Source organism: Citrobacter sp. Ca225 (genome assembly GCF_030337175.1).
GTDB lineage: Bacteria > Pseudomonadota > Gammaproteobacteria > Enterobacterales > Enterobacteriaceae > Citrobacter_A > Citrobacter_A amalonaticus.
In genome coordinates this window covers 1-19472 of the sequence record NZ_JAOWCD010000081.1, presented here as the reverse complement: position 1 = coordinate 19472, position 19472 = coordinate 1, and the positions used below count along the sequence as shown (strand labels likewise).

Sequence of the window (19472 nt, the reverse complement as noted above, 5' to 3'; positions counted from 1 at the left end):
GCTTTAAATGTTGGCAGCAACGGCTTGCTGACGCTAATCAAACGAATTAAGTGTGGATACCGTCTTATGGAGCAAAACCCGCAGTCACAGCTGAAGCTTCTTGTCACCCGTGGTAAGGAGCAAGGCTATCTGACCTATGCCGAGGTCAATGACCATCTGCCGGAAGATATCGTCGATTCAGATCAGATTGAAGATATCATCCAAATGATCAACGACATGGGTATTCAGGTGATGGAAGAAGCACCGGATGCCGATGATCTGCTACTTGCTGAAAACACCACCAGTACCGACGAAGACGCGGAAGAAGCGGCCGCGCAAGTTCTGTCCAGCGTAGAGTCTGAAATCGGTCGTACCACTGACCCGGTTCGCATGTACATGCGTGAAATGGGTACCGTTGAACTGTTGACCCGCGAAGGCGAAATCGATATTGCGAAACGCATCGAAGACGGGATCAACCAGGTTCAGTGCTCCGTTGCCGAATATCCAGAAGCCATTACCTATCTGCTTGAGCAGTACGATCGTGTTGAAGCTGAAGAAGCCCGTCTGTCCGATCTGATCACTGGTTTTGTCGATCCGAACGCGGAAGAAGATTTGGCGCCGACCGCCACTCACGTCGGCTCTGAGTTGTCTCAGGAAGACCTGGATGACGACGAGGACGAAGACGAGGAAGAAGACGACGACAGCAGCGATGACGACAACAGCATCGACCCTGAGCTGGCGCGCGAGAAGTTCGGTGAACTGCGTACGCAGTACGAAGTCACGCGTGACACCATCAAAGCGAAAGGTCGTAGCCACGCCGATGCTCAGGCCGAGATCCTGAAGCTGTCTGAAGTGTTCAAACAGTTCCGTCTGGTGCCGAAGCAGTTCGACTACCTGGTGAACAGCATGCGCGTCATGATGGACAGGGTTCGTACCCAGGAACGTCTGATCATGAAGCTCTGCGTTGAGCAGTGCAAAATGCCGAAGAAGAACTTCATCACCCTGTTCACCGGCAACGAAACCAGTGAAACCTGGTTCAACGCGGCTATCGCGATGAACAAACCGTGGTCCGAAAAACTGCACGATGTGGCCGATGACGTTCACCGTGGCCTGCAGAAACTGCAACAGATTGAAGAAGAGACCGGCCTGACTATCGAGCAGGTCAAAGACATCAACCGTCGTATGTCCATCGGCGAAGCGAAAGCGCGTCGTGCGAAGAAAGAGATGGTTGAAGCCAACTTACGTCTGGTTATCTCTATCGCCAAGAAATACACCAACCGTGGTCTGCAGTTCCTGGATCTGATTCAGGAAGGCAACATCGGTCTGATGAAAGCGGTCGATAAGTTCGAATACCGTCGTGGTTACAAGTTCTCCACCTACGCAACCTGGTGGATCCGTCAGGCGATCACCCGCTCTATCGCGGATCAGGCGCGCACCATCCGTATTCCGGTGCATATGATTGAGACAATCAACAAACTCAACCGTATCTCTCGCCAGATGCTGCAAGAGATGGGTCGCGAGCCGACGCCGGAAGAGCTGGCCGAGCGCATGCTGATGCCGGAAGACAAGATCCGTAAAGTGCTGAAGATCGCTAAAGAGCCGATCTCCATGGAAACCCCGATCGGTGACGATGAAGATTCGCATCTGGGTGATTTCATCGAGGATACTACCCTCGAGCTGCCGCTGGATTCTGCGACCACCGAAAGCCTGCGTGCAGCAACACACGACGTACTGGCCGGTTTGACCGCGCGTGAAGCGAAAGTCCTGCGTATGCGTTTCGGTATCGATATGAACACCGACCACACGCTGGAAGAAGTAGGTAAACAGTTCGACGTGACCCGCGAACGTATCCGTCAGATCGAAGCGAAGGCACTGCGTAAACTGCGTCACCCGAGCCGTTCTGAAGTCCTGCGTAGCTTCCTGGACGATTAAATCCCGTCACATAAACTGCAAACGCCACCTTCCCGGTGGCGTTTTTTTTACATTCCGCGCACGATCAGCGCCTCATCCAGTTCCCTGAAGGCTTCCACCAGTTTATCCAGGGTAATACGGCTCAGTCCGCTGGTATTCGGCAACACCCACACCTGCGTTGCGCCAATCGTTATGCTCTGCTTTCCCCACTCTACGCCGCGCTGGCTGAAGCCTTGTTCAAACGCCTGCTTACCTAATATCGCCAGGGCATGCGGTTGATAATCTTCAATTTTGGCAATCAGTTGACGCCCACCATCATGCAGTTCTTTACGCGAAACCTCATTAGCCTGCACCGTCGGTCTGTCGACCAGTTTGGTCACACCACAGCGAAAATCCAGCAAGTGTTCTGCTTCTTCCGGTTTGAGTTGGCGATCGGTAAAACCGGCCTGATGAATCACTTTCCAGAAACGGTTTGCCGGATGCGCAAACGGAAACCCCGTCCCGGCAGAAGAGAGCCCCGGATTGATGCCGCAGAACACGACCCGCAGCCCCGGCGCTAAAATATCTTTTACCATGAATACCTCACAACGATACGTCATGAGAAAAGTATAACGGATTGAAAATACGTTGTTTAATAAAACAGCATACGTACGGTTATGGCTGGATTGCGCGCAGGAGTTACTTTATAATTCACCGCCACGGCCCCTTAGCTCAGTGGTTAGAGCAGGCGACTCATAATCGCTTGGTCGCTGGTTCAAGTCCAGCAGGGGCCACCAAATAAAACAAGGAGTTAGATGAGAAATCGTCTGACTCCTTTTTCGTTTTATACGAATCGGGTCAGGTAATGGGTCAGGTAAGGAATTGCCTCCCTGCCCTCTTCATCTCGCTGCCAGCATCCCCGGATAGTGCTTCGCCACGATATCATTCATCTTTTCTGTCAGATCGTACCGCTTAAAAGTGATGTGCGCTGTTCCCTTCTGAAAGTAACGGATACTGAAGAAATCATCTTCGTAAACATCCTTCGAAGAGTTGTCCCGAATATGCTCCATCAATCGAGTAGTAACATCGCCACGATTGTCAGGTATCGGTTTACCATCGAGCAGAAACAACATTCTCTCCAGGTCCGCTAGTTGATCCCTCCGCCAGCCCCAGTTTAAGCTAAAGCCCCAGCGGCTATGCGTCACCAGATTGTTGACGATGATCTTTTTACCAAAGCGGCAGGGACTATTGGTTTTGTAATCCCACGACAGCCCTTTAAAGACATTGATAATCCCACGCTCAAATACATCCATTTTGTTCCGATGTAGCTGCTCAAAAGTACTGAGGATATTCGCCTCGCTGATGGCAGGCAGATCCCCCTCCTCCAGGTTCTTATGCCACTGGTCACGGGCCTGAGCATCCATCAAGGCCATCATGCCAGACTTCAACATCAAGTCTCGCCAGATACTACGGTCAATATTGCGTGTGACGGCAGGCAGCGCTTTATCTACCTTTTCGGTCATCCAGCTGTCGTAACGGTGCCCGGCTTTCATCGCCCAATCTTGCGCTGTACCACCGCCAATTTCTGCGGTTAGTCGTGAAATCGAATCAAGCTGCTGAATGAGTTGTTCTATCTGTTTCAGTGCGGCATCGCGGCCAGTCACTATGCGTTCAATACTGGTCGAGCAAATCAGCTCGCTATGATCGGTTAATACTTCAGCTTTAGTTTGCATGACATTTTGTCCTTAAAAAGCAAACGCGCCCGCCGGGTAATGGCAGGCGCATTATGCAATATGTAAACAAGGGAGAAAGCTCAGAAATTTAAATCAGGAAGGTTGTACGCAATATTCACCGTACTACGTTGTTACGGCTTTGCCGCAACAAGCCAGTTGCCTGCCGTGCTCGCAGAATATCTGCTGCCCGAAGATAAGGTGATTGTTCCTGCCAACTAAACCTTCTGCGATCGATACGAACAAGCTCGTATTTTTCCACCAGAAAGTTAACGGCATTGGCCAGCGTGATACCTGCATCGATATGTTCCTGTATAACGGATTCATCCCTGAACGGCGTGTCGTTCAGGGTCAGGCCGTAGTGTTGTTCCAGCAGGCGTGTCAGTAGAATTTGCCAGATAGCCACGGGTGACAGGCAGGGTTTTACCGCCCGCGAAGTTGCTGCAGATTGAGGTTTCATGCTTGCTCTCGTGAAAGTAATTAGCGCTTAGTGGGGTAAATGGCGATGTATACGTAGCCGCAACTGCCGAGGGTGTCGGCTTCGCAGGTAAAACCGGTGTGGTACAGGGTGACGCAATGAACGTGTAGGGGATTCAGTTCACCGGAGGTCAGCATCGATTCCATCTGGCTGATAAAGTGCGGGAATGTTTCATCCAGCTTCTGGCATTCGGCGTCACTGAACTTACCGGTGATACTGGCCCGGTCAGCTAGGTAGTGCAGCCGGTTGCCCTCCTGCACCAGACGTGTTCCCAGGCGCGGCGTGATATCGCGCTGCAAGCCCCAAGTGATGTTGCTCATTACAGTTCTCCACTATTGTCAGTTTAGGGTGATGCTCATCAGGCAGGCATAAGGCCCGTTGCGGTCCTGGCGGCGTTCGGCGTACACAGCCAGGACTCCTGTGATATCCGGAACGTCCCTGCCGGTGTAATGGCAGACGCTACCGTGCCACTGATATTTTCCGGTGCAGTAGCGAAAGATTCGGGACTCAGGATGCTGGCGGTATATCGTCATTGCCCGGCGTTTACTGATAATTTTCATGTCATACCTCACAGCAGACCGTGTTCTGCGAACGAATAGATTTGCCTGCCGCCGACAATCAAGTGGTCAGGGACGCGGATATCCACCAGCTGAAGCACCTGCACCAGTCGCTGCGTGAGGGTTTTGTCAGCCTGGCTGGGTGTTGTCTCACCAGAGGGATGGTTGTGCGCGAGTATCACCGCCGCCGCGTTGAAGTATAGGGCACGTTTTACCACTTCCCGGGGATGCACCTCGGTACGGTTAATCGTGCCTGTGAAGAGCGTCTCATGGGCAATCAACTGATTCTGGTTGTCCAGATACAACACACGGAACTCTTCCCGCTCAAGCGCGGCCATATGCAGTCGCAGCCATTCACGTACGGCGTGGGTAGAGGTGAAGGCCACGCCGGGCTCATGCAGGTGGCGGTCCAGAGCCCTGAGCGCCCGCTGAATGAGACGCCGGTCCTGTGGCGTCATCTCGCCGGGTAAAAAGGAAAGCTGTTTCATCTGTTGCTCCTTCGGTCAGTCGATAATACGCAGAATGGCGTGGGCCTCTGGATGCTGCAGGGCGTAGTCCCGCAGGCGGTAATAGTGTTCAGTCATGGCATCGCATTGGGTGCGACAGGCGTGATGGCTGTACGCAATCAGGCAGACAGCAATACCTGCGGCTTCTGCACTCATTTGGGCATCGTTGCCGTTCAGGCAATTAAACAGACGCCATATCTCATCATTGTCAGACTCGGGAGCCATAAACGCCCCGCCATTGCTGAGGGTGTAAAAGGACCAGATACCACCGCTGTAGGTCGAACAGAAGCGATCCATCCAGGCGAAAATACGGGGTTCCAGCGTTATCCACTGCGGGATAGCGCCAAAGTGCAGTGGCCAGAAGTTGATACGCTGTTCGTCGGGTACCAGCGTGGCACTGAGGGTGAACTGCGGTTCGTTAGCGGGAACAAACTCGTGCTGTGTCTGTGTTGTCATAGGGTTTCTCCGTCAATAAAAAACGCCAGCGGCGATGGCTGGCGTATGAGGTGGGGTAATCAGGGTCTGAAAAATGACTGCAGTCAGTCGGTGGATAATGCTCTGCAAATGCCATCCTGCCCGATATACCGGTTGAGGGCCGTACCGGCATCCGGTTCAAAGTTCCACGCCCGCCAGACCATCCGGCCTTCGGGGTCGCGAACCACCAGACGGAAGTGACTGTCCTGGTCGTCTTCAATGGCGATGTTGTGATATCGGCGGGTAATCGCTTCGGCCTGCTGTCGGATGAAAGGTCCCGGTGGTAACCATTTAGGTTCAGACATTCGGTGTACCTTAAAAGCAAAATCCCCTGTCGCAAAAGCGACAGGGGACTGAAAGAGAGGAAGGAAAAATAGGGTATGTTTCGTGTCGTAACGATAACACTACTGCTTAGCAGCTTGTTTTGCTTTTTCCCAGGATGGTCGGTTCGGGCCGGAAAACTCTTTCATGTCTGACCAGTAACCGATAGGGTACTGGATAACAGTTTCATCACCGACGCCGATGTCAACAGACAGATATTGACCACCTTTAATGGAGCCTTTGCGCACCCAAGCATTTGGACTACAGGTTCCAGTATCTCGCTGTTGCCAGGAACGGTCATCCCTGTCAATGATGTAAAAATCACCTAATGAACACCCACTTGCAGATTTGTGATTTAACACGGCGGCCACGTGTTTGGTATTACCAACAATCACACAACTGTTATGTTTACCGCCGCACATGTTCCACAGAGTGTCACCGTTACCCCCGGTAAATTCCCAGATGGTATTCGCTGGTGGTGCATCATTGGACGTGGTAGTGGCGGTTGGCGTGTGTGTTGGTTCCGCAGTCCCATTGACTAATGCACGTAATACTTTCAGCTCACCATCACTTGGGGTGTTAACCCATTGCCCATCTTTACCGTTGCTGTAGAAGCCCACGAAGTTATGGAGGTCAGGCTGGTACAAGAATGTCAGATTGTGGTTACCACAGTTACCGTCTTCACACATAAAACCTTTCAGGTAGACTTTACCGTCAATTTTTACTGGTTCCATCGGACCCGCTGGACCATTCATCTCGTCGAGCATCGCCGGTAAACCATTCTGATTCATGGTCTCATCAAACGACTTTTTGTACGCTGGGTCGGTTTTGTACAGGTCGAAAGGATATGGGCAGGTATTGTTTTCTGACTGACAGTTCTTGGCTTCTACCGCCGTTTTTGCGGTTGCCTGGACTACAGTCGGGGCCATCAGTGCCACAGACAATGCCAACCAACTCCATTTCACATTTGCAGAGAAAGATTTTCTTTTCATTATAAGACTCCTTATAAAGCCCCTGATGCGTCAGGGGCTGTGGGCGTATGCTCGCGTATGGCGCTCTGAAGTAGCACCGAAGCTAGTGGGGTGGCGGAGACCGGTTGCCACTCCGTCATTCCCTGTCGCCAAACCAGAGTGGCGGCAGTCAGTTCACCGTGAACAATCAGGCCGGTGATGTCGTCTTCGGTCACATTGTCGTGACGTACGCCATTTATCTCGTAATGCCATATCATTGTTTTTCCTTGTTAACAGAGGTCATTAAACCAAAGCTCATCCCGATCCCCCGTTATCGGCAGCCTGTGACAAAACTTCACGGATACAGCTGAAGTGAGGAAGTGCCCGGATAAAGCCTGCCTGAGTGGTTAACAGGCTGAGTCGTTTTCGAGGGGTAAAAGTGGTGTTCAGGATTGTCACTGCATGGATGGTCGCCAGAGGATGCACGGTTATATGCCCGTTAAGTTCACCGGTGAGGTACCAGCAGCCGTCGAGAAATATCAGACGGTACGGGGCCAGTCCGTCACAACGTTCACCGTCCGCGAGCAGCAATACACGCTGGCTGCCGGTGATGGCGCTGACCAGTCGATAAAATACCAGCGGGCTGGTGGTCGTTATCGGCTGTGGTGACTGCCACACCAGGCAAGGGGTTCCATCCGATGCCAGCAGTGCGCCCGCCAGACGCCGGTCCAGCCCCGGAAAGATATCGGCCAGCCCGGCCCGGTATGCAAAAGTCAGCACATCCAGTTCACCCTGCGGACCTGCACCGGTCCGCAGGCGATAGCATCCCTGATGACATTCGAGGTCCAGGTACATCAGTCGTTCGCGAAAATCCCGGTACAGGGTACGGACCGACACATCAAACTCGGTCGCCAGTTTTTGCATCTCTAACGTTTCACCCGCCACAAGACGGCTGATAATCAGCGACAGCCTGACCGCCAGCCTGTCGTAGCGGCGCTCTGTCAGTGGCATGGAGGCTCCTCCGCATGGTTAACTGACTGAAAGAAATAAGATTCTAAAGGAGAGGGTTGACAGGATATGTCCACGACGGGAATTAATTTGGGAAGCGCATGAAGCCCGTGATTATCAGACCTGCGCGGATTTCTGATGATTTAACCGGCAAGTTCTGTGCACCCGAAATGACAGGGTGTGTCATTTATTCACATTTTAATAACCATGCCAGAGGTAAAATGTGAACTCACGCAGGCCGGAAACCACTGAGCATGGCTTCCGCCATCACCCACAGTGCCCGGTTAAGCTTCACATCTCCGTCAATGCCGCGCACGGCACGGGTATGCGTTCGCACGCCTTTTACACTACGTCCGCTAAGCCCGCCTTTTATCAGGTTCTCCTGAATACGCTGGTAGGTGGTCCACAGGTCATTACTCTCATCCTGCCAGCGGCGTGGGGAAAGTATTTGTGACGGGGCAACCGGCTGGTGGTCCTCACCAAAGCGGTACGTCAGCGCGGCCTGTGCCAGAGCCTGCTGAGCAGGTGGCGGCAGCATCAGCGACTGCATGGCATCTCGCTTTTCTTCCACACGGTCAAAAATCCCCAGCACTTCATACGCCCCTTCAATCACCTGACTCACCACATCTCCTTTGTGCGGCACCCGCACCTCACCAAAAGACTCACCGCAGACGAGCCCGTTCTGGCACACTGCACGGAATAATCCCGGCAGCATCTGATACGAACTTGTGCCGTCATGCGAGTTGAGCAGAATGATTTCCGGGACCTGTTTACCGGTAATCTGTCCCTCCCGACGCAAACGCAACATATGCTTTGTATGTTCACGACGACCCGGGTCACGTACCCGGGTCTGACAGGCAAAGAATGGCTGAAAGCCTTCGCGCTGCAGGCTGTCCAGCAGGGAGATGGTCGGAATATAGGTATAACGTTCACTGCGGGATTCGTGTTTATCCTCGCTGAACACGCTGGGCACCACGCGAAACAGCTCTTCGCGGGTTAACGGGCGGTCGCGACGAATAAGGTTTGCAGCGCCAAAGCGCGAAGCCAGACGGGTCATAAGCAGACTCCTCATAACGGAAAAACAAATAAAAGAAAGCCCTGTCGCACAGGCGACAGGGCTCGGGAAAGAACAGACAATCGTTAAACGTTCAGAAGAAGAAATTCCAGACGGCCCGGGCAACCGACACCACGGTATCGCGCACCGCGCGTATGACTGCCCTCACCGGAGCCGGTATCAACGGCAGGGCACTTACCGCATCCAGCGCCGTGCCGATCGTTTCACCAAAATCGTCACGCGCTTTTTTCTGGACTGTCGGTGTGCGAAAGGAGGGCTTCAGTTGCGACACCACCGGGCTGCTGGCCTCACGCGGCAGGCACTTAATCATCCGCTCGGCCATCACCCGCAGTCCCCACTTAGCCCGAACTGAAATGGCACACACCGGATGCACGGGCTGGAACAACTCATGCAATAGGCAGATTTTACGGCTGATGTTTTGTTTCTGTTCTGTGGATAATCGTTCTCCTCTGCTGGTGGGTTCAGCCTTGTCCGACTGGCTGATAACAAACAGCACCTTATGCCGGTATGCCTCGCCAATCACCTTGTGATAAAAGTGCTCATCCACTGACAGCGCCCGGTCATCAGCCTTGATCAACCACAGTACCAAGTCGAGGCGAGGAAGCTGTTCACGGTAAAGAGCAGCATATTCGGTATCACGTGCGCCACTTTCCCCGACACCAGGCAAATCCACTAGTGTCATAAACCGCCCTCCAACCTGAAAACGAAAACGCAGTGGCTCACGGGTACAGGCTGCTACATCGCTGACCGGCGATACCTCACCGGCAAACAGAGCATTGCACAGACTGGATTTACCAGCCCCGGTTTTGCCCATAATGCCGATCATTGGTTCATAACTGGTTAACTGGCTTACCTGGTGCAAAATGCGTTCAGACACCCATTGCGGTAACCCAGAAAGTGAGTTCTGCAGCGAATGCAAGCCTTCCCGATTTCTCATGACATCTCCTGAGACAAATAAAACAAAAAAGGCGAATCCTTGAGGAATTCGCCGTAATGATGTTGCGTTCATGGAAATGATATATGTCTGAAAAATTTTAGAGTGCAGGTGTCTTATTAACAAAACCAGGGCTATACCCCAGCTTCGGCTTCGCGGAGAATACTGATGATCTGTTCGTCGGAAAAACGCTTCTTCATGGGGATGTCCTCATGTGGCTTATGAAGACATTACTAACATCGGGGTGTACTAATCAACGGGGAGCAGGTCAGTTCTCATGCTTTAAAACTTGAAGTTATGAATGATTTTTTTAGTGTTCAACCTGATATCTGAGCACTATATAACGCTATTCTTACCAGAAAAAATTTGATCACGATCGCGTGTAATAAATATAAATTACTTGATTTAATCTATTCGGCATGAGTATGCTACACCGCACAAAGCATATGTAATTTATCTTTATTCGGAGTTTGAATGCTGCTCACCTACAAGGAAATAGCTACGTTTACGGCAGGCTCGCACATCAGCCGTATCCAGGAAAGCGCAGATGGGTCCGCATTTCGTTTCTATGCGACCGAACAGTTTCTGGTAGATGACTGGCAGTCAGCTATTGTGTCAGCCGAGAAAGAACAGTGGGTGAAAACGCATCAGGATGTTGTGCTGGCGCAGAAAGGAGATGTTGTCATCAGCTTGATTCATGGCAAGGCGGTTCGCGTGAGCACCGAAAATGCCGGACGTATTTTAGGTAATAACTACGTCAAAGTGGATGTTGATACCAGTCGGATTGATGCCGCGTGGTTCCTCTGGCATTTCAATGAAAGCCCGGAGGGACGACGTCAGCGGATTCAGACCACCCAGGGTTCTACCGTCGTACAGCGTATCGCGGTTAATGAACTGAAAAATTTTACCGTTACCCTCCCGCCACTCGCACAGCAAAAAGCGATGGGAGGGCTCTATCTGGCGGCGCGAGAAAAACGCTTTTATCAGCAGCGAATTGCCGCCCTGAGTGAACAACAGATCCTGAGCCTGCTCGGTGGTATGATTTGACTTATTACGTCACTCTTTCGTGACGAAGAAAAACAACAGGAACAACTATGTCTCCCCAGATTGAAGCGCAAAATTTAAGTGAACTGCAAGGCCGCCTGTGGAATATCGCCGATACCCTGCGCGGTAAGATGAATGCCGATGAATTCCGCGACTACTGCCTAGGTTTTATCTTCTACAAATACCTGTCAGAAAAATTTGTCGCGTATGCGAACAAAATTCTGGCGGAAGATAGCATTCAGTACAACGAACTGACTGCGGAACATCCCGCTTATCAGGATATCGTTGATGCGGTAAAAGAGGACAGTGTCCAGACCTTAGGCTATTTCCTGCCGCCAACGGATCTGTTCCACACCATGGCAGAACGTGTGGCTAAAGACCCCAAAGGCACAGGTACCGGCTTTATTCTGGAAGACCTCGCGACTACCCTACGCAGCATTGAACAGAGCACGCTGGGTACCGACTCCGCGGATGACTTCAGCAACCTGTTTGAAGATCTTGATTTAGGCTCCAGCAAGCTCGGTAACACGGCGAAAGCAAAAAACGAATTGATCGGCAAAGTCGTCACTGAACTCGACAAACTGAGCTTTAACCTGAGCGAAGCGAGTTCCGACATTCTGGGGGATGCCTACGAGTACCTGATCGGCCAGTTCGCCTCAGGCGCAGGTAAGAAAGCCGGGGAGTTCTATACCCCACAGCCGGTTTCCACCCTGCTGGCTAAAATCGTCACCACCCACAAATTGAAGCTGAAAAACGTCTACGATCCTACCTGTGGCTCGGGTTCATTGCTGCTGCGCGTAAAACGTGAAGCCTCGTCGGTAGGTAAAATCTACGGTCAGGAGATGAACCGTACTACCTATAACCTGGCACGTATGAACATGATCCTGCACGGGGTACACTATGCGGATTTTGAGATCATTCAGGAAGATACGCTGGAGCACCCGCAGCATACGCATCTGAAATTTGACGCTATCGTTGCTAACCCACCGTTCTCCGCCAAGTGGAGCGCCAGCCCGCTGTTTATGAACGATGACCGCTTTGCCCAGTACGGCAAACTGGCCCCTTCCAGCAAAGCGGATATGGCGTTTGTACAGCATATGTTCCATCACCTGGAAGATGACGGCACCATGGCGGTGGTATTGCCTCACGGCGTGCTGTTCCGAGGAGCCGCCGAAGGTCATATCCGTCAGTTTATGATTGAGAAGCTAAACTGCATCGATGCGGTTATCGGCTTACCCGCAAATATTTTCTATGGAACGCCGATAGCTACTTGCGTACTAGTGCTGCGTAGATGCCGTAAGCACAACGATAGCATTTTAATTATTGACGCCAGTAATGAGTTTGAAAAAGCAAAAAACCAGAACAGGCTACTGTCTACACATATAGACAAAATTGCCGATACCTACAACGACTGGAAAAATATTGAGAAGTACAGCCACGCCGCGACAATTGAAGATATTCGCGCTAACGATTACAATCTTAATATTCCACGTTATGTAAATACTTTTGAAGCAGAAGATGAGATCGATCTGAATGCATTAGCAAAGGAAATTCGCAATCTGGAAGGTAAAGTATCGGAAGTCGATGAAATTATTGCTGGGTTCTGCAAAGAATTAGGAATAGAAACTCCATTTACAGTGATGGAGGGAAATAATTGATGATGCCCAAACTACGTTTCAGCGAGTTTTCGCAAGAATGGAAAAAACTTCGCTTAGGCGATTATGTGCAGAGTTTTCAGAAGAGAGTTTCTTCTGAAACTAATATCCCCATTTATTCATCTTCTCGCCAAGGATTAAAACCTCAAGCGGAATATTTCGCTGACCGAGAACTTCAGAATGATGGAGAATATGGCGTAGTTCCATACGGATATATCACTTATCGGCATATGAGTGACGATAACACATTCCACTTTAATCTTAATGATAAACTCCCGGAAATTGCAATTAGCAAAGAATATCCCGTTTTTAAAGGGAAAGGTTTGGATGATTATTTTCTTATTTCAAAGTTAAACTACACAAACGAGTTCAAAGCATTTGCGATTCAGCAAAAAGCTGGGGGAACCAGAACTCGACTTTACTTTAAAAAATTATGTGACTGGCACGCAACATTCCCTGTTCTCGAAGAACAAAAAAAAATCGCAAGTTTTTTGTCTGCTGTTGACAAAAAAATAAATTTATTGAACAAAGAGCATAATATGCTGCACCAGTACAGAACCGGTATTATGCAGAAAATTTTCAGACAAGAATTACGATTTAAAGATAAAGATGGCTCGAACTTCCCTAAGTGGGAGAATAAAAAAATAGGTTCTTTACTATCAGAGTATAAATGTAAAACGACTCTTGAAGATGAATGGCCTGTAATGACATCTTCCCGGTCTGGATTGGTTTTGCAAAAAGAATATTATAGAGATAATAGGTTAACCGAAAGAAGTAACTTAGGTTTTAATATTATCCCGCGTGGTTATATAACTTATAGATCAAGAAGTGATGATGGTTTATTTTTCTTCAACCAGAACAGATTGAATACTACTGGATGCATAAGCGTATATTACCCTGTATTTAACTTTGAATATGGTGATAATTATTTTTACACCATAATGTTTAATTACTACAAGCATATATTCCGGGCTTACGCCGTAGGTTCATCACAATTAGTATTATCTATTACTGATTTAAAAAAAATGAATTTCCTAATACCAAGCCCTAATGAACAAAAAAAAATATCAGAATTATTTCTTGCTATGGAAAGTCGAATTTCAGCTAATAGGCAAGAAATTAATAAATTAAAATCTTGGAAGCAAGGCCTGCTTCAGCAGATGTTCATTTAGAAAATGTTAGCCCGGTCAGCATCGGGCTTTATCTAATCAGAAGGCACTAAATATTGATGGCAACGCAAAGCGAATACGAGTTAGAAACGCAACTGGTGGAACAACTGGTGGGCATGCACTACGAACGGGTGAATGTCACCGACGAAACCAGTATGAAAGCCAATCTGCGAAAGCAGATTGAAATCCATAACCGACTGGAATCTGCGCCACTCACGGACGGCGAATTTAACCGTATTTTCTTGCACCTGACAAAAGGTAATGAAGTTATCGATCGCGCTAAGATTCTGCGCGATCGCTACCAGTTATTGCGTGATGACGGCACTGAGAAGTGGCTCAGCTTTATCAATAAAGAGGAGTGGTGCCAGAACGAGTTTCAGGTGACGAGCCAGGTGAAGCAGTTCAATGCCGAGCAAAATACGCGTAAAACCCGCTTCGACGTCACGCTGTTGATCAACGGCCTGCCGCTGGTGCAGATTGAACTTAAGCGTCGCGGCCTGGGGCTGAAAGAGGCCTTTAATCAGATCGATCGTTACCATCGGGACGCGTTCTGGGTAGGCAGTGGTCTGTTCCAGTATGTGCAGATCTTTATTATCAGCAACGGCGTGGACACCAAATACTACGCCAATAACCGCGCCAACCATTTCGAGCAGACCTTCTTCTGGACCGATGAAAATAATAACCCGCTCAAAGCGCTGGAGAAATTCACCGACGCATTTCTGAAGGTCTGTCACATCGCCAAAATGATCACCCACTACACGGTGCTGAACGAAACCCGTAAGTGCCTGATGGTGATGCGTCCTTACCAGTTTTACGCCTGTGAGGCGATGATCCGCCATGTGAAGGAAAATCTCCACAAGCAAGGTCGGCCGGAGAACGGCTATATCTGGCATACCACCGGCTCCGGTAAAACGCTGACCTCGTTTAAAGCCAGCCAGGTGATCATGGAGATGCCGGAAGTGGATCGGGTCATTTTTGTGGTCGATCGCCGGGATCTGGATTATCAGACGGCGAAAGAGTTCAACGGCTTTGCAAAAGACAGCGTGGACACCACCAACAACACCAGTACGCTGATAAAACATCTCAAGCAAAGCAGCACCAAACTGACCCTGACCACCATTCAGAAGCTGAACAACGCCATCACCCATGAAGGGTATAAAGCGCAGCTCGCACACCTGCGCAAAGAGCGCATCGTCTTTATCTTCGATGAGTGCCACCGTAGCCAATTCGGTGATACGCATAAAGCGATCGTGAACTTCTTCGAGAACGCACAGCTGTTTGGTTTTACCGGGACACCAATCTTTGCCGATAACGTCAATATCACCAATGGTGTCAAACAGACCACCGAACTGTTGTTCGATAAATGCCTGCATAAATACGTGATTGTCGACGCCATCCGGGATGAAAACGTTCTGCGCTTTGCCGTGGAATATGTCGGTACTTACAAGCGCAAAGAAAGCAGCAATGAGATCGATATCGATGTGGAGGATATCGACACCAAAGAGGTGATGGAAAGCGACATCCGGTTGGGCAAAGTGACCGACTACATCCTTGCCCACCATAACGCCAAGACCCGCAATCGCGAGTTCACCGCGATGTTCTGCGTCGGGTCAGTCGATATGCTGATCACTTACTACAAACTCTTTAAAGAAAAGCAGGCCGCACTGCAGGCGGCGGATGCCAACTACAAGCCGTTAAAGATTGCCACCATCTTCACCTACGCCGCCAATGAAGCGGACAAAAGTGATAAAGAGACGGTAAACGGCCTCCTGGATGAAGAGGATATTAGCCTGCCGCAGGGGGCGAAAGTTGACACTTCAAGTCGCGATCATCTGGATAGCTTTATCGAGGATTATAACGAGCTGTATGGCACCAGCTACTCGGCCAATGACTCAAAGAGCTTTTACAATTACTACAAAAATATTGCCCAGCGCACCAAAGAGAAAGGCATCGATATTCTGCTGGTGGTGAATATGTTCCTCACCGGCTTCGACAGCCCGGCGCTGAACACGCTCTACGTCGATAAAAACCTGCGTTTTCACGGCCTGGTACAGGCGTTTTCCCGCACCAATCGCATTCTCAACGAGAAGAAAAGCCACGGGAATATCGTCTGCTTCCGCAATCTGAAGAAAGCCACCGACGATGCTATTGCCTTGTTCTCGAACAAAGATGCCTCTTCTACGGTGCTGGTCAAACCCTTTGAGGAGTACTTCGGGGATTATCAGAACGCTGTCGATCGCTTGTTAACGCTGACGCCAACGGTGGAAAGCGTGGACGATTTGCCAGATGAGGAAGCACAGCTGGCGTTTGTAACGGCATTCCGCGATGTGATGCGTTTGAAAAACATTCTCGAAAGCTTTGCCGATTTTGATGATGCGGCTAAACCGCTATCGGACCAGACGCTGGCGGATTTCACCAGTAAGTACCTCGATATCCACGACAAGGTGAAAAAACACTCCAGCAAGGAGAAAGTCTCGATTCTTGAAGACGTGGATTTTGAAGTCTCGCTGATTCATCGCGACGAAATTAACGTCGGCTACATTTTGCATCTATTGGCTGGCATTCAGGCGATGCCGCCAAAAGAACAGCAGGAGCAGAAGAAAAAGATCATGGATATTGTCGACAGCGACGTCACGCTGCGTAGTAAACGTGAGCTTATTGATAATTTTATCGAAAAAAGCCTGCTGCATGCCTCGCATGACGAAGATATCACTCAGGTGTTTGAAGCTTATGTCGAACAGGAAAAAGGTAAGGCGCTGGCAGCCTTGTGTAGCGAAGAGCGACTCGATTCGATCAAACTGACCGGCTTACTGGATAACTACCTCTTTACCGACGTGATGCCGCGAGAGGATGAAGTGGCAGAAACGCTAACCTGGACGCCGAAGATTCTGGAACGCAAGAACGTGCGGGCACGTGTCTACGACCGTGTGCGCAATGTGATTGAAACGTTTATCAATGGGATGCGCGGGTTTTAAAAGATTTTGGTGACGAATATGGGAGAGGTATTTTCATGAGTGAGATAGATATCCAGGGTGATGACGCGTTGGTTCAACTGCTGTTGAACGCAGACAAAGGCGATATAGATCTGCTGATCGATTATGTCACTAACACCGGTAAGCTTGGTTTTTCCATGTCAGACAGTGTGAAGAATGTATTACAGGATGCCAAACGCCAGGATATACCTGATGACGAAACTCTGCGTCTGCTTATTCGGGAGTTGCAGCATTTCGGTGGTAATACGTTCGTGAATCTGTTTCGTCGCAACGGCGTCAACTACAGCGAAATTGTAGATGACGTTGCAAGCCATCTGAAGATGAAAGTCCCGGCTGATGCATCGGTAGAAGAAAAAGAAGCGCTGATTATTGACTGTGTATTTACCTCGTCATGGAAAAAAATGTCGGATGATGAGCGCCGCCAGATTCTGCGTGAGATGGGCATAAACGGCTCTGCCAGTATGGATATTCCTGTCTGGCAGAGAGCGGCACTCGTTGCCAATAGTCTTGCACAAACGACCGCAGGCAAAGTACTGCCTTTAATTGCAGGGCTTGGCATCGGGCGCGTTTTGGGCGTATTAACCGGGCCGGTTGGCCTGGCTATTACGGGTCTTTATACCGCCTATGACATCTCAAACCCTGCGTTTCGAGTGACACTGCCTTGCGTGGTGCAAATTGCCTGGATTCGCTTAAAAAACTCCCGCCAGTTCCGGCTTGCCACCCAGCTATCATCTGCCACGCTGCCTGCTCTCACATACGATCAACGCTGGGGTTTTGGGCATGATATTCACCAACCTGCGCTTACGGTTGCGACAATTCCACCTTCGGAAAGTATCAACACGGGTGCGATGCAGGAACAGGATATTGCCGGTATTTCACGCCTGAGCCCGCTGTTGCAAACATTACCCTCACTAGCGACCTCTGCACATGTTGCCAGCCATCAATATATGGAGGTCATTATTAATGGTCCTCTGGCGAGTGTAAAAGATGGCCCTGGTTTCCGTGGATTTAGCCTGGGAGAAAAAGGCATCAAAGAACATGCCGTTCTGCTGAATCCTGACAAACTCAGTCAGTTTGTTAACGCCGGAATGTTATTGAATGTTGCTTCTGCCGTGCTAGCGCAAAAGCACCTGGCTGATATCAGTAAAAAATTGACGGAGATTGTTGAAGCAGTACGCGAGGTTTCTGCGTTCCAGAACAATGCACGTAAGTCAGAGATCATTGGAGCCATACAGTATCTGCAGCAAATTACCCCCACGGTCCTGGAGGGGCAATGCTCACCCGCAATACGTCAAAAACTGGAGGATATTGAAGTCCAGTTTTCCGCCCTGCAGGCACACTTACTGACTGATATTACTGCTACTGGCGACAAAGTGGCAGCACTTAAAGACCGTGGGCTCTTTGGCAGTTCAGAAATTACGAATAAGATCCAGACCCAACAAAAGATCCTTGATGAGCGAATCCATGAATGGGACCTGGCAATGAAGGTTCGTGCGCAAGCGTTACACCTTTTGACTCATGCGGAAGGTAACACAACACTCGTCAGGCACCGCCAACAAACCATTGTTCATAATTATCAGGAGTTTGAAAGCGTTGTTGACAAAATTGAGCGTCAGCTTCACCAGCGGATACAAGGTATCAGTGCATTGACGGGGCTTTGTTGAATAAATAAGATTTCGTGCGAACGACCCTGTAGCTGGCTGGATTTTCAGGCAATACGCACGCTTTCTGGCATCCCAGCCTTTGTCATCCTGTTCAACGCACGCACCATGGCCATAGCTTCCGCTACCTGACCATCGTAGTCACGCAGCGTCAGTGAATCTCCCAACAACTGCTTCATTCTGTACATTGCCGTTTCCGCTATCGAGCGACGGTTATATTCCGTTGTCCATTTCCACCGTGCATTGCTTCCGCTCAGCCGCTGATTAGCAACGGCACGGTTGCGGTCTGCGTACTCACCGGGCCAGTAACCTGCTCCTTTTCGGGGAGGAATAAGCGCGCTGATTTTTTTGCGGCGCAGTTCATCGTGACAGAGCCGGGTATCGTAAGCCCCGTCTGCCGCGGCTGCCCTGATTTTTCTGTGAGTCTGCCGGATAAGGCCCGGGAAGGCTTCTGAGTCCGTGACGTTATTCAGCGACAGGTCTGCACAGACAACTTCATGTGTGTTGCTGTCAACAGCAAGATGCAACTTTCGCCAGATACGACGGCGCTCTTTGCCGTGCTTTCTGACTTTCCATTCGCCTTCACCAAAGACCTTCAGCCCGGTGGAATCAATCACCAGGTGTGCGATTTCACCCCGGGTGGACGTTTTGAAACTGACATTAACCGACTTTGCCCGCTTACTGACACTGGTGTAATCCGGGCAGCGCAACGGAACGTTCATCAGGGCAAAAATGGAATCAATAAAACCCTGCGCAGCCCGCAGGGTCAGCCGGAATACGCGTTTAATCACCAGAACGGTGGTGATGGCGAGATCAGAATAGCGCTGGGGCCTTCCTCGTGATGAAGGCGTTGCCGACTCATACCAGGCCTGAATCGCCTCATCATCCAGCCAGAAAGTGAGGGAGCCACGGTTGATGAGAGCTTTGTTGTAGGTGGACCAGTTGGTGATTCTGAACTTTTGCTTTGCCACGGAATGGTCTGTGTTGTCGGGAGGATGCGTGATCTGATCCTTCAACTCAGCAAAAGTTCGATTTATTCAACAAAGCC

At 50.1% G+C, this 19472-nt stretch carries 19 protein-coding genes, 1 tRNA gene and 1 pseudogene; 7 read left to right on the top strand and 14 right to left on the bottom strand.

What is annotated here, in order from left to right:
- Nucleotides 1-66: 66 nt before the first annotated feature.
- Nucleotides 67-1911: an RNA polymerase sigma factor RpoD gene (gene rpoD, locus OGW13_RS14980; protein ID WP_042998197.1), complete on the top strand. Its 1845-nt coding sequence runs from the start codon at nt 67-69 to the stop codon at nt 1909-1911.
- A gap of 47 nt (nt 1912-1958) precedes the next feature.
- Here rpoD and mug read toward each other — a convergent pair whose 3' ends face one another.
- Nucleotides 1959-2465 (bottom strand): G/U mismatch-specific DNA glycosylase, encoded by a 507-nt coding sequence (gene mug / locus OGW13_RS14975; RefSeq protein WP_042998198.1) that lies wholly within the window; start codon nt 2463-2465, stop codon nt 1959-1961.
- A gap of 125 nt (nt 2466-2590) precedes the next feature.
- Between mug and OGW13_RS14970 the strand changes: the two genes are divergently transcribed.
- Nucleotides 2591-2666: transfer RNA gene (locus OGW13_RS14970), tRNA-Ile, on the top strand.
- A gap of 102 nt (nt 2667-2768) precedes the next feature.
- Here OGW13_RS14970 and OGW13_RS14965 read toward each other — a convergent pair.
- The 12 genes and pseudogenes from OGW13_RS14965 to OGW13_RS14910 all read right to left on the bottom strand — a co-directional run bounded on the left by OGW13_RS14965 (nt 2769) and on the right by OGW13_RS14910 (nt 9905).
- On the bottom strand, nt 2769-3602 hold the full coding sequence (locus OGW13_RS14965) for a DUF4942 domain-containing protein (protein WP_128347216.1): 834 nt from the start codon (nt 3600-3602) through the stop codon (nt 2769-2771).
- Nucleotides 3603-3717: 115 nt separating this feature from the next.
- The gene (locus OGW13_RS14960; RefSeq protein ID WP_048215514.1) at nt 3718-4059 is read right to left on the bottom strand and encodes a TA system toxin CbtA family protein; all 342 of its coding nucleotides are present in this window, start codon (nt 4057-4059) and stop codon (nt 3718-3720) included.
- 20 nt (nt 4060-4079) lie between these two features.
- Nucleotides 4080-4397, bottom strand: coding sequence for a type IV toxin-antitoxin system YeeU family antitoxin (locus OGW13_RS14955; protein ID WP_046495841.1), 318 nt, complete (start codon nt 4395-4397; stop codon nt 4080-4082).
- A gap of 18 nt (nt 4398-4415) precedes the next feature.
- Entirely contained in the window at nt 4416-4637 is a 222-nt protein-coding gene (locus tag OGW13_RS14950) for a DUF987 domain-containing protein (protein ID WP_000691995.1), read from the bottom strand.
- A gap of 8 nt (nt 4638-4645) precedes the next feature.
- Complete coding sequence (locus tag OGW13_RS14945; protein ID WP_046495838.1) at nt 4646-5122, bottom strand: JAB domain-containing protein; 477 nt, start codon at nt 5120-5122, stop codon at nt 4646-4648.
- A gap of 15 nt (nt 5123-5137) precedes the next feature.
- Nucleotides 5138-5596, bottom strand: a complete 459-nt coding sequence (locus OGW13_RS14940; RefSeq protein ID WP_128347215.1) for an antirestriction protein — start codon at nt 5594-5596, stop codon at nt 5138-5140.
- Between the two features lie 83 nt (nt 5597-5679).
- Nucleotides 5680-5919, bottom strand: a complete 240-nt coding sequence (locus OGW13_RS14935) for a DUF905 domain-containing protein (RefSeq protein ID WP_054626379.1) — start codon at nt 5917-5919, stop codon at nt 5680-5682.
- Nucleotides 5920-6018: 99 nt separating this feature from the next.
- The gene (locus OGW13_RS14930) at nt 6019-6927 is read right to left on the bottom strand and encodes an Ivy family c-type lysozyme inhibitor (protein WP_064761968.1); all 909 of its coding nucleotides are present in this window, start codon (nt 6925-6927) and stop codon (nt 6019-6021) included.
- Between the two features lie 62 nt (nt 6928-6989).
- Nucleotides 6990-7163 (bottom strand): annotated as a pseudogene (locus tag OGW13_RS14925) (DUF4339 domain-containing protein); the annotation flags it as partial.
- Between the two features lie 37 nt (nt 7164-7200).
- On the bottom strand, nt 7201-7896 hold the full coding sequence (locus OGW13_RS14920) for a hypothetical protein (RefSeq protein WP_054626378.1): 696 nt from the start codon (nt 7894-7896) through the stop codon (nt 7201-7203).
- Nucleotides 7897-8122: 226 nt separating this feature from the next.
- A complete protein-coding gene (locus OGW13_RS14915; protein WP_054626377.1) occupies nt 8123-8950 on the bottom strand; it encodes a DUF932 domain-containing protein in 828 nt (275 codons plus the stop codon).
- A 91-nt stretch (nt 8951-9041) separates the two neighbouring features.
- Nucleotides 9042-9905 carry a GTPase family protein gene (locus tag OGW13_RS14910; RefSeq protein WP_048215512.1) on the bottom strand — a complete coding sequence of 288 codons (864 nt, stop codon included), beginning with the start codon at nt 9903-9905 and terminating at the stop codon, nt 9042-9044.
- Nucleotides 9906-10376: 471 nt separating this feature from the next.
- Here OGW13_RS14910 and OGW13_RS14905 point away from each other — a divergent pair, with 471 nt between their 5' ends.
- From OGW13_RS14905 to OGW13_RS14885, 5 genes are read left to right on the top strand one after another with little or no spacing between them, the layout of a single operon-like run.
- On the top strand, nt 10377-10949 hold the full coding sequence (locus OGW13_RS14905) for a restriction endonuclease subunit S domain-containing protein (RefSeq protein ID WP_094169381.1): 573 nt from the start codon (nt 10377-10379) through the stop codon (nt 10947-10949).
- 47 nt (nt 10950-10996) lie between these two features.
- Entirely contained in the window at nt 10997-12604 is a 1608-nt protein-coding gene (locus tag OGW13_RS14900) for a type I restriction-modification system subunit M (RefSeq protein WP_094169382.1), read from the top strand.
- Nucleotides 12604-13773 (top strand): restriction endonuclease subunit S, encoded by a 1170-nt coding sequence (locus OGW13_RS14895; protein ID WP_094169383.1) that lies wholly within the window; start codon nt 12604-12606, stop codon nt 13771-13773. Before OGW13_RS14900 ends, OGW13_RS14895 begins: the two co-directional genes overlap by 1 nt.
- 56 nt (nt 13774-13829) lie before the next feature.
- Nucleotides 13830-16745, top strand: a complete 2916-nt coding sequence (locus tag OGW13_RS14890) for a type I restriction endonuclease subunit R (RefSeq protein ID WP_094169384.1) — start codon at nt 13830-13832, stop codon at nt 16743-16745.
- A gap of 35 nt (nt 16746-16780) precedes the next feature.
- Nucleotides 16781-18427: a hypothetical protein gene (locus tag OGW13_RS14885; RefSeq protein ID WP_287116251.1), complete on the top strand. Its 1647-nt coding sequence runs from the start codon at nt 16781-16783 to the stop codon at nt 18425-18427.
- Nucleotides 18428-18471: 44 nt separating this feature from the next.
- On the opposite strand, the gene OGW13_RS14880 is transcribed toward OGW13_RS14885, so the two are convergent.
- Nucleotides 18472-19440 carry an IS5 family transposase gene (locus tag OGW13_RS14880; RefSeq protein ID WP_000654811.1) on the bottom strand — a complete coding sequence of 323 codons (969 nt, stop codon included), beginning with the start codon at nt 19438-19440 and terminating at the stop codon, nt 18472-18474.
- Between the last annotated feature and the right edge of the window lie 32 nt (nt 19441-19472).

What these genes read in the sequence shown, in the direction of transcription:
- rpoD (WP_042998197.1), top strand. Translation starts at nt 67, where the DNA reads ATGGAGCAAAACCCGCAGTCACAGCTGAAGCTTCTTGTCACCCGTGGT.
- mug (WP_042998198.1), bottom strand. Translation starts at nt 2,465, where the DNA reads ATGGTAAAAGATATTTTAGCGCCGGGGCTGCGGGTCGTGTTCTGCGGC.
- OGW13_RS14965 (WP_128347216.1), bottom strand. Translation starts at nt 3,602, where the DNA reads ATGCAAACTAAAGCTGAAGTATTAACCGATCATAGCGAGCTGATTTGC.
- OGW13_RS14960 (WP_048215514.1), bottom strand. Translation starts at nt 4,059, where the DNA reads ATGAAACCTCAATCTGCAGCAACTTCGCGGGCGGTAAAACCCTGCCTG.
- OGW13_RS14955 (WP_046495841.1), bottom strand. Translation starts at nt 4,397, where the DNA reads ATGAGCAACATCACTTGGGGCTTGCAGCGCGATATCACGCCGCGCCTG.
- OGW13_RS14950 (WP_000691995.1), bottom strand. Translation starts at nt 4,637, where the DNA reads ATGAAAATTATCAGTAAACGCCGGGCAATGACGATATACCGCCAGCAT.
- OGW13_RS14945 (WP_046495838.1), bottom strand. Translation starts at nt 5,122, where the DNA reads ATGAAACAGCTTTCCTTTTTACCCGGCGAGATGACGCCACAGGACCGG.
- OGW13_RS14940 (WP_128347215.1), bottom strand. Translation starts at nt 5,596, where the DNA reads ATGACAACACAGACACAGCACGAGTTTGTTCCCGCTAACGAACCGCAG.
- OGW13_RS14935 (WP_054626379.1), bottom strand. Translation starts at nt 5,919, where the DNA reads ATGTCTGAACCTAAATGGTTACCACCGGGACCTTTCATCCGACAGCAG.
- OGW13_RS14930 (WP_064761968.1), bottom strand. Translation starts at nt 6,927, where the DNA reads ATGAAAAGAAAATCTTTCTCTGCAAATGTGAAATGGAGTTGGTTGGCA.
- OGW13_RS14920 (WP_054626378.1), bottom strand. Translation starts at nt 7,896, where the DNA reads ATGCCACTGACAGAGCGCCGCTACGACAGGCTGGCGGTCAGGCTGTCG.
- OGW13_RS14915 (WP_054626377.1), bottom strand. Translation starts at nt 8,950, where the DNA reads ATGACCCGTCTGGCTTCGCGCTTTGGCGCTGCAAACCTTATTCGTCGC.
- OGW13_RS14910 (WP_048215512.1), bottom strand. Translation starts at nt 9,905, where the DNA reads ATGAGAAATCGGGAAGGCTTGCATTCGCTGCAGAACTCACTTTCTGGG.
- OGW13_RS14905 (WP_094169381.1), top strand. Translation starts at nt 10,377, where the DNA reads ATGCTGCTCACCTACAAGGAAATAGCTACGTTTACGGCAGGCTCGCAC.
- OGW13_RS14900 (WP_094169382.1), top strand. Translation starts at nt 10,997, where the DNA reads ATGTCTCCCCAGATTGAAGCGCAAAATTTAAGTGAACTGCAAGGCCGC.
- OGW13_RS14895 (WP_094169383.1), top strand. Translation starts at nt 12,604, where the DNA reads ATGATGCCCAAACTACGTTTCAGCGAGTTTTCGCAAGAATGGAAAAAA.
- OGW13_RS14890 (WP_094169384.1), top strand. Translation starts at nt 13,830, where the DNA reads ATGGCAACGCAAAGCGAATACGAGTTAGAAACGCAACTGGTGGAACAA.
- OGW13_RS14885 (WP_287116251.1), top strand. Translation starts at nt 16,781, where the DNA reads ATGAGTGAGATAGATATCCAGGGTGATGACGCGTTGGTTCAACTGCTG.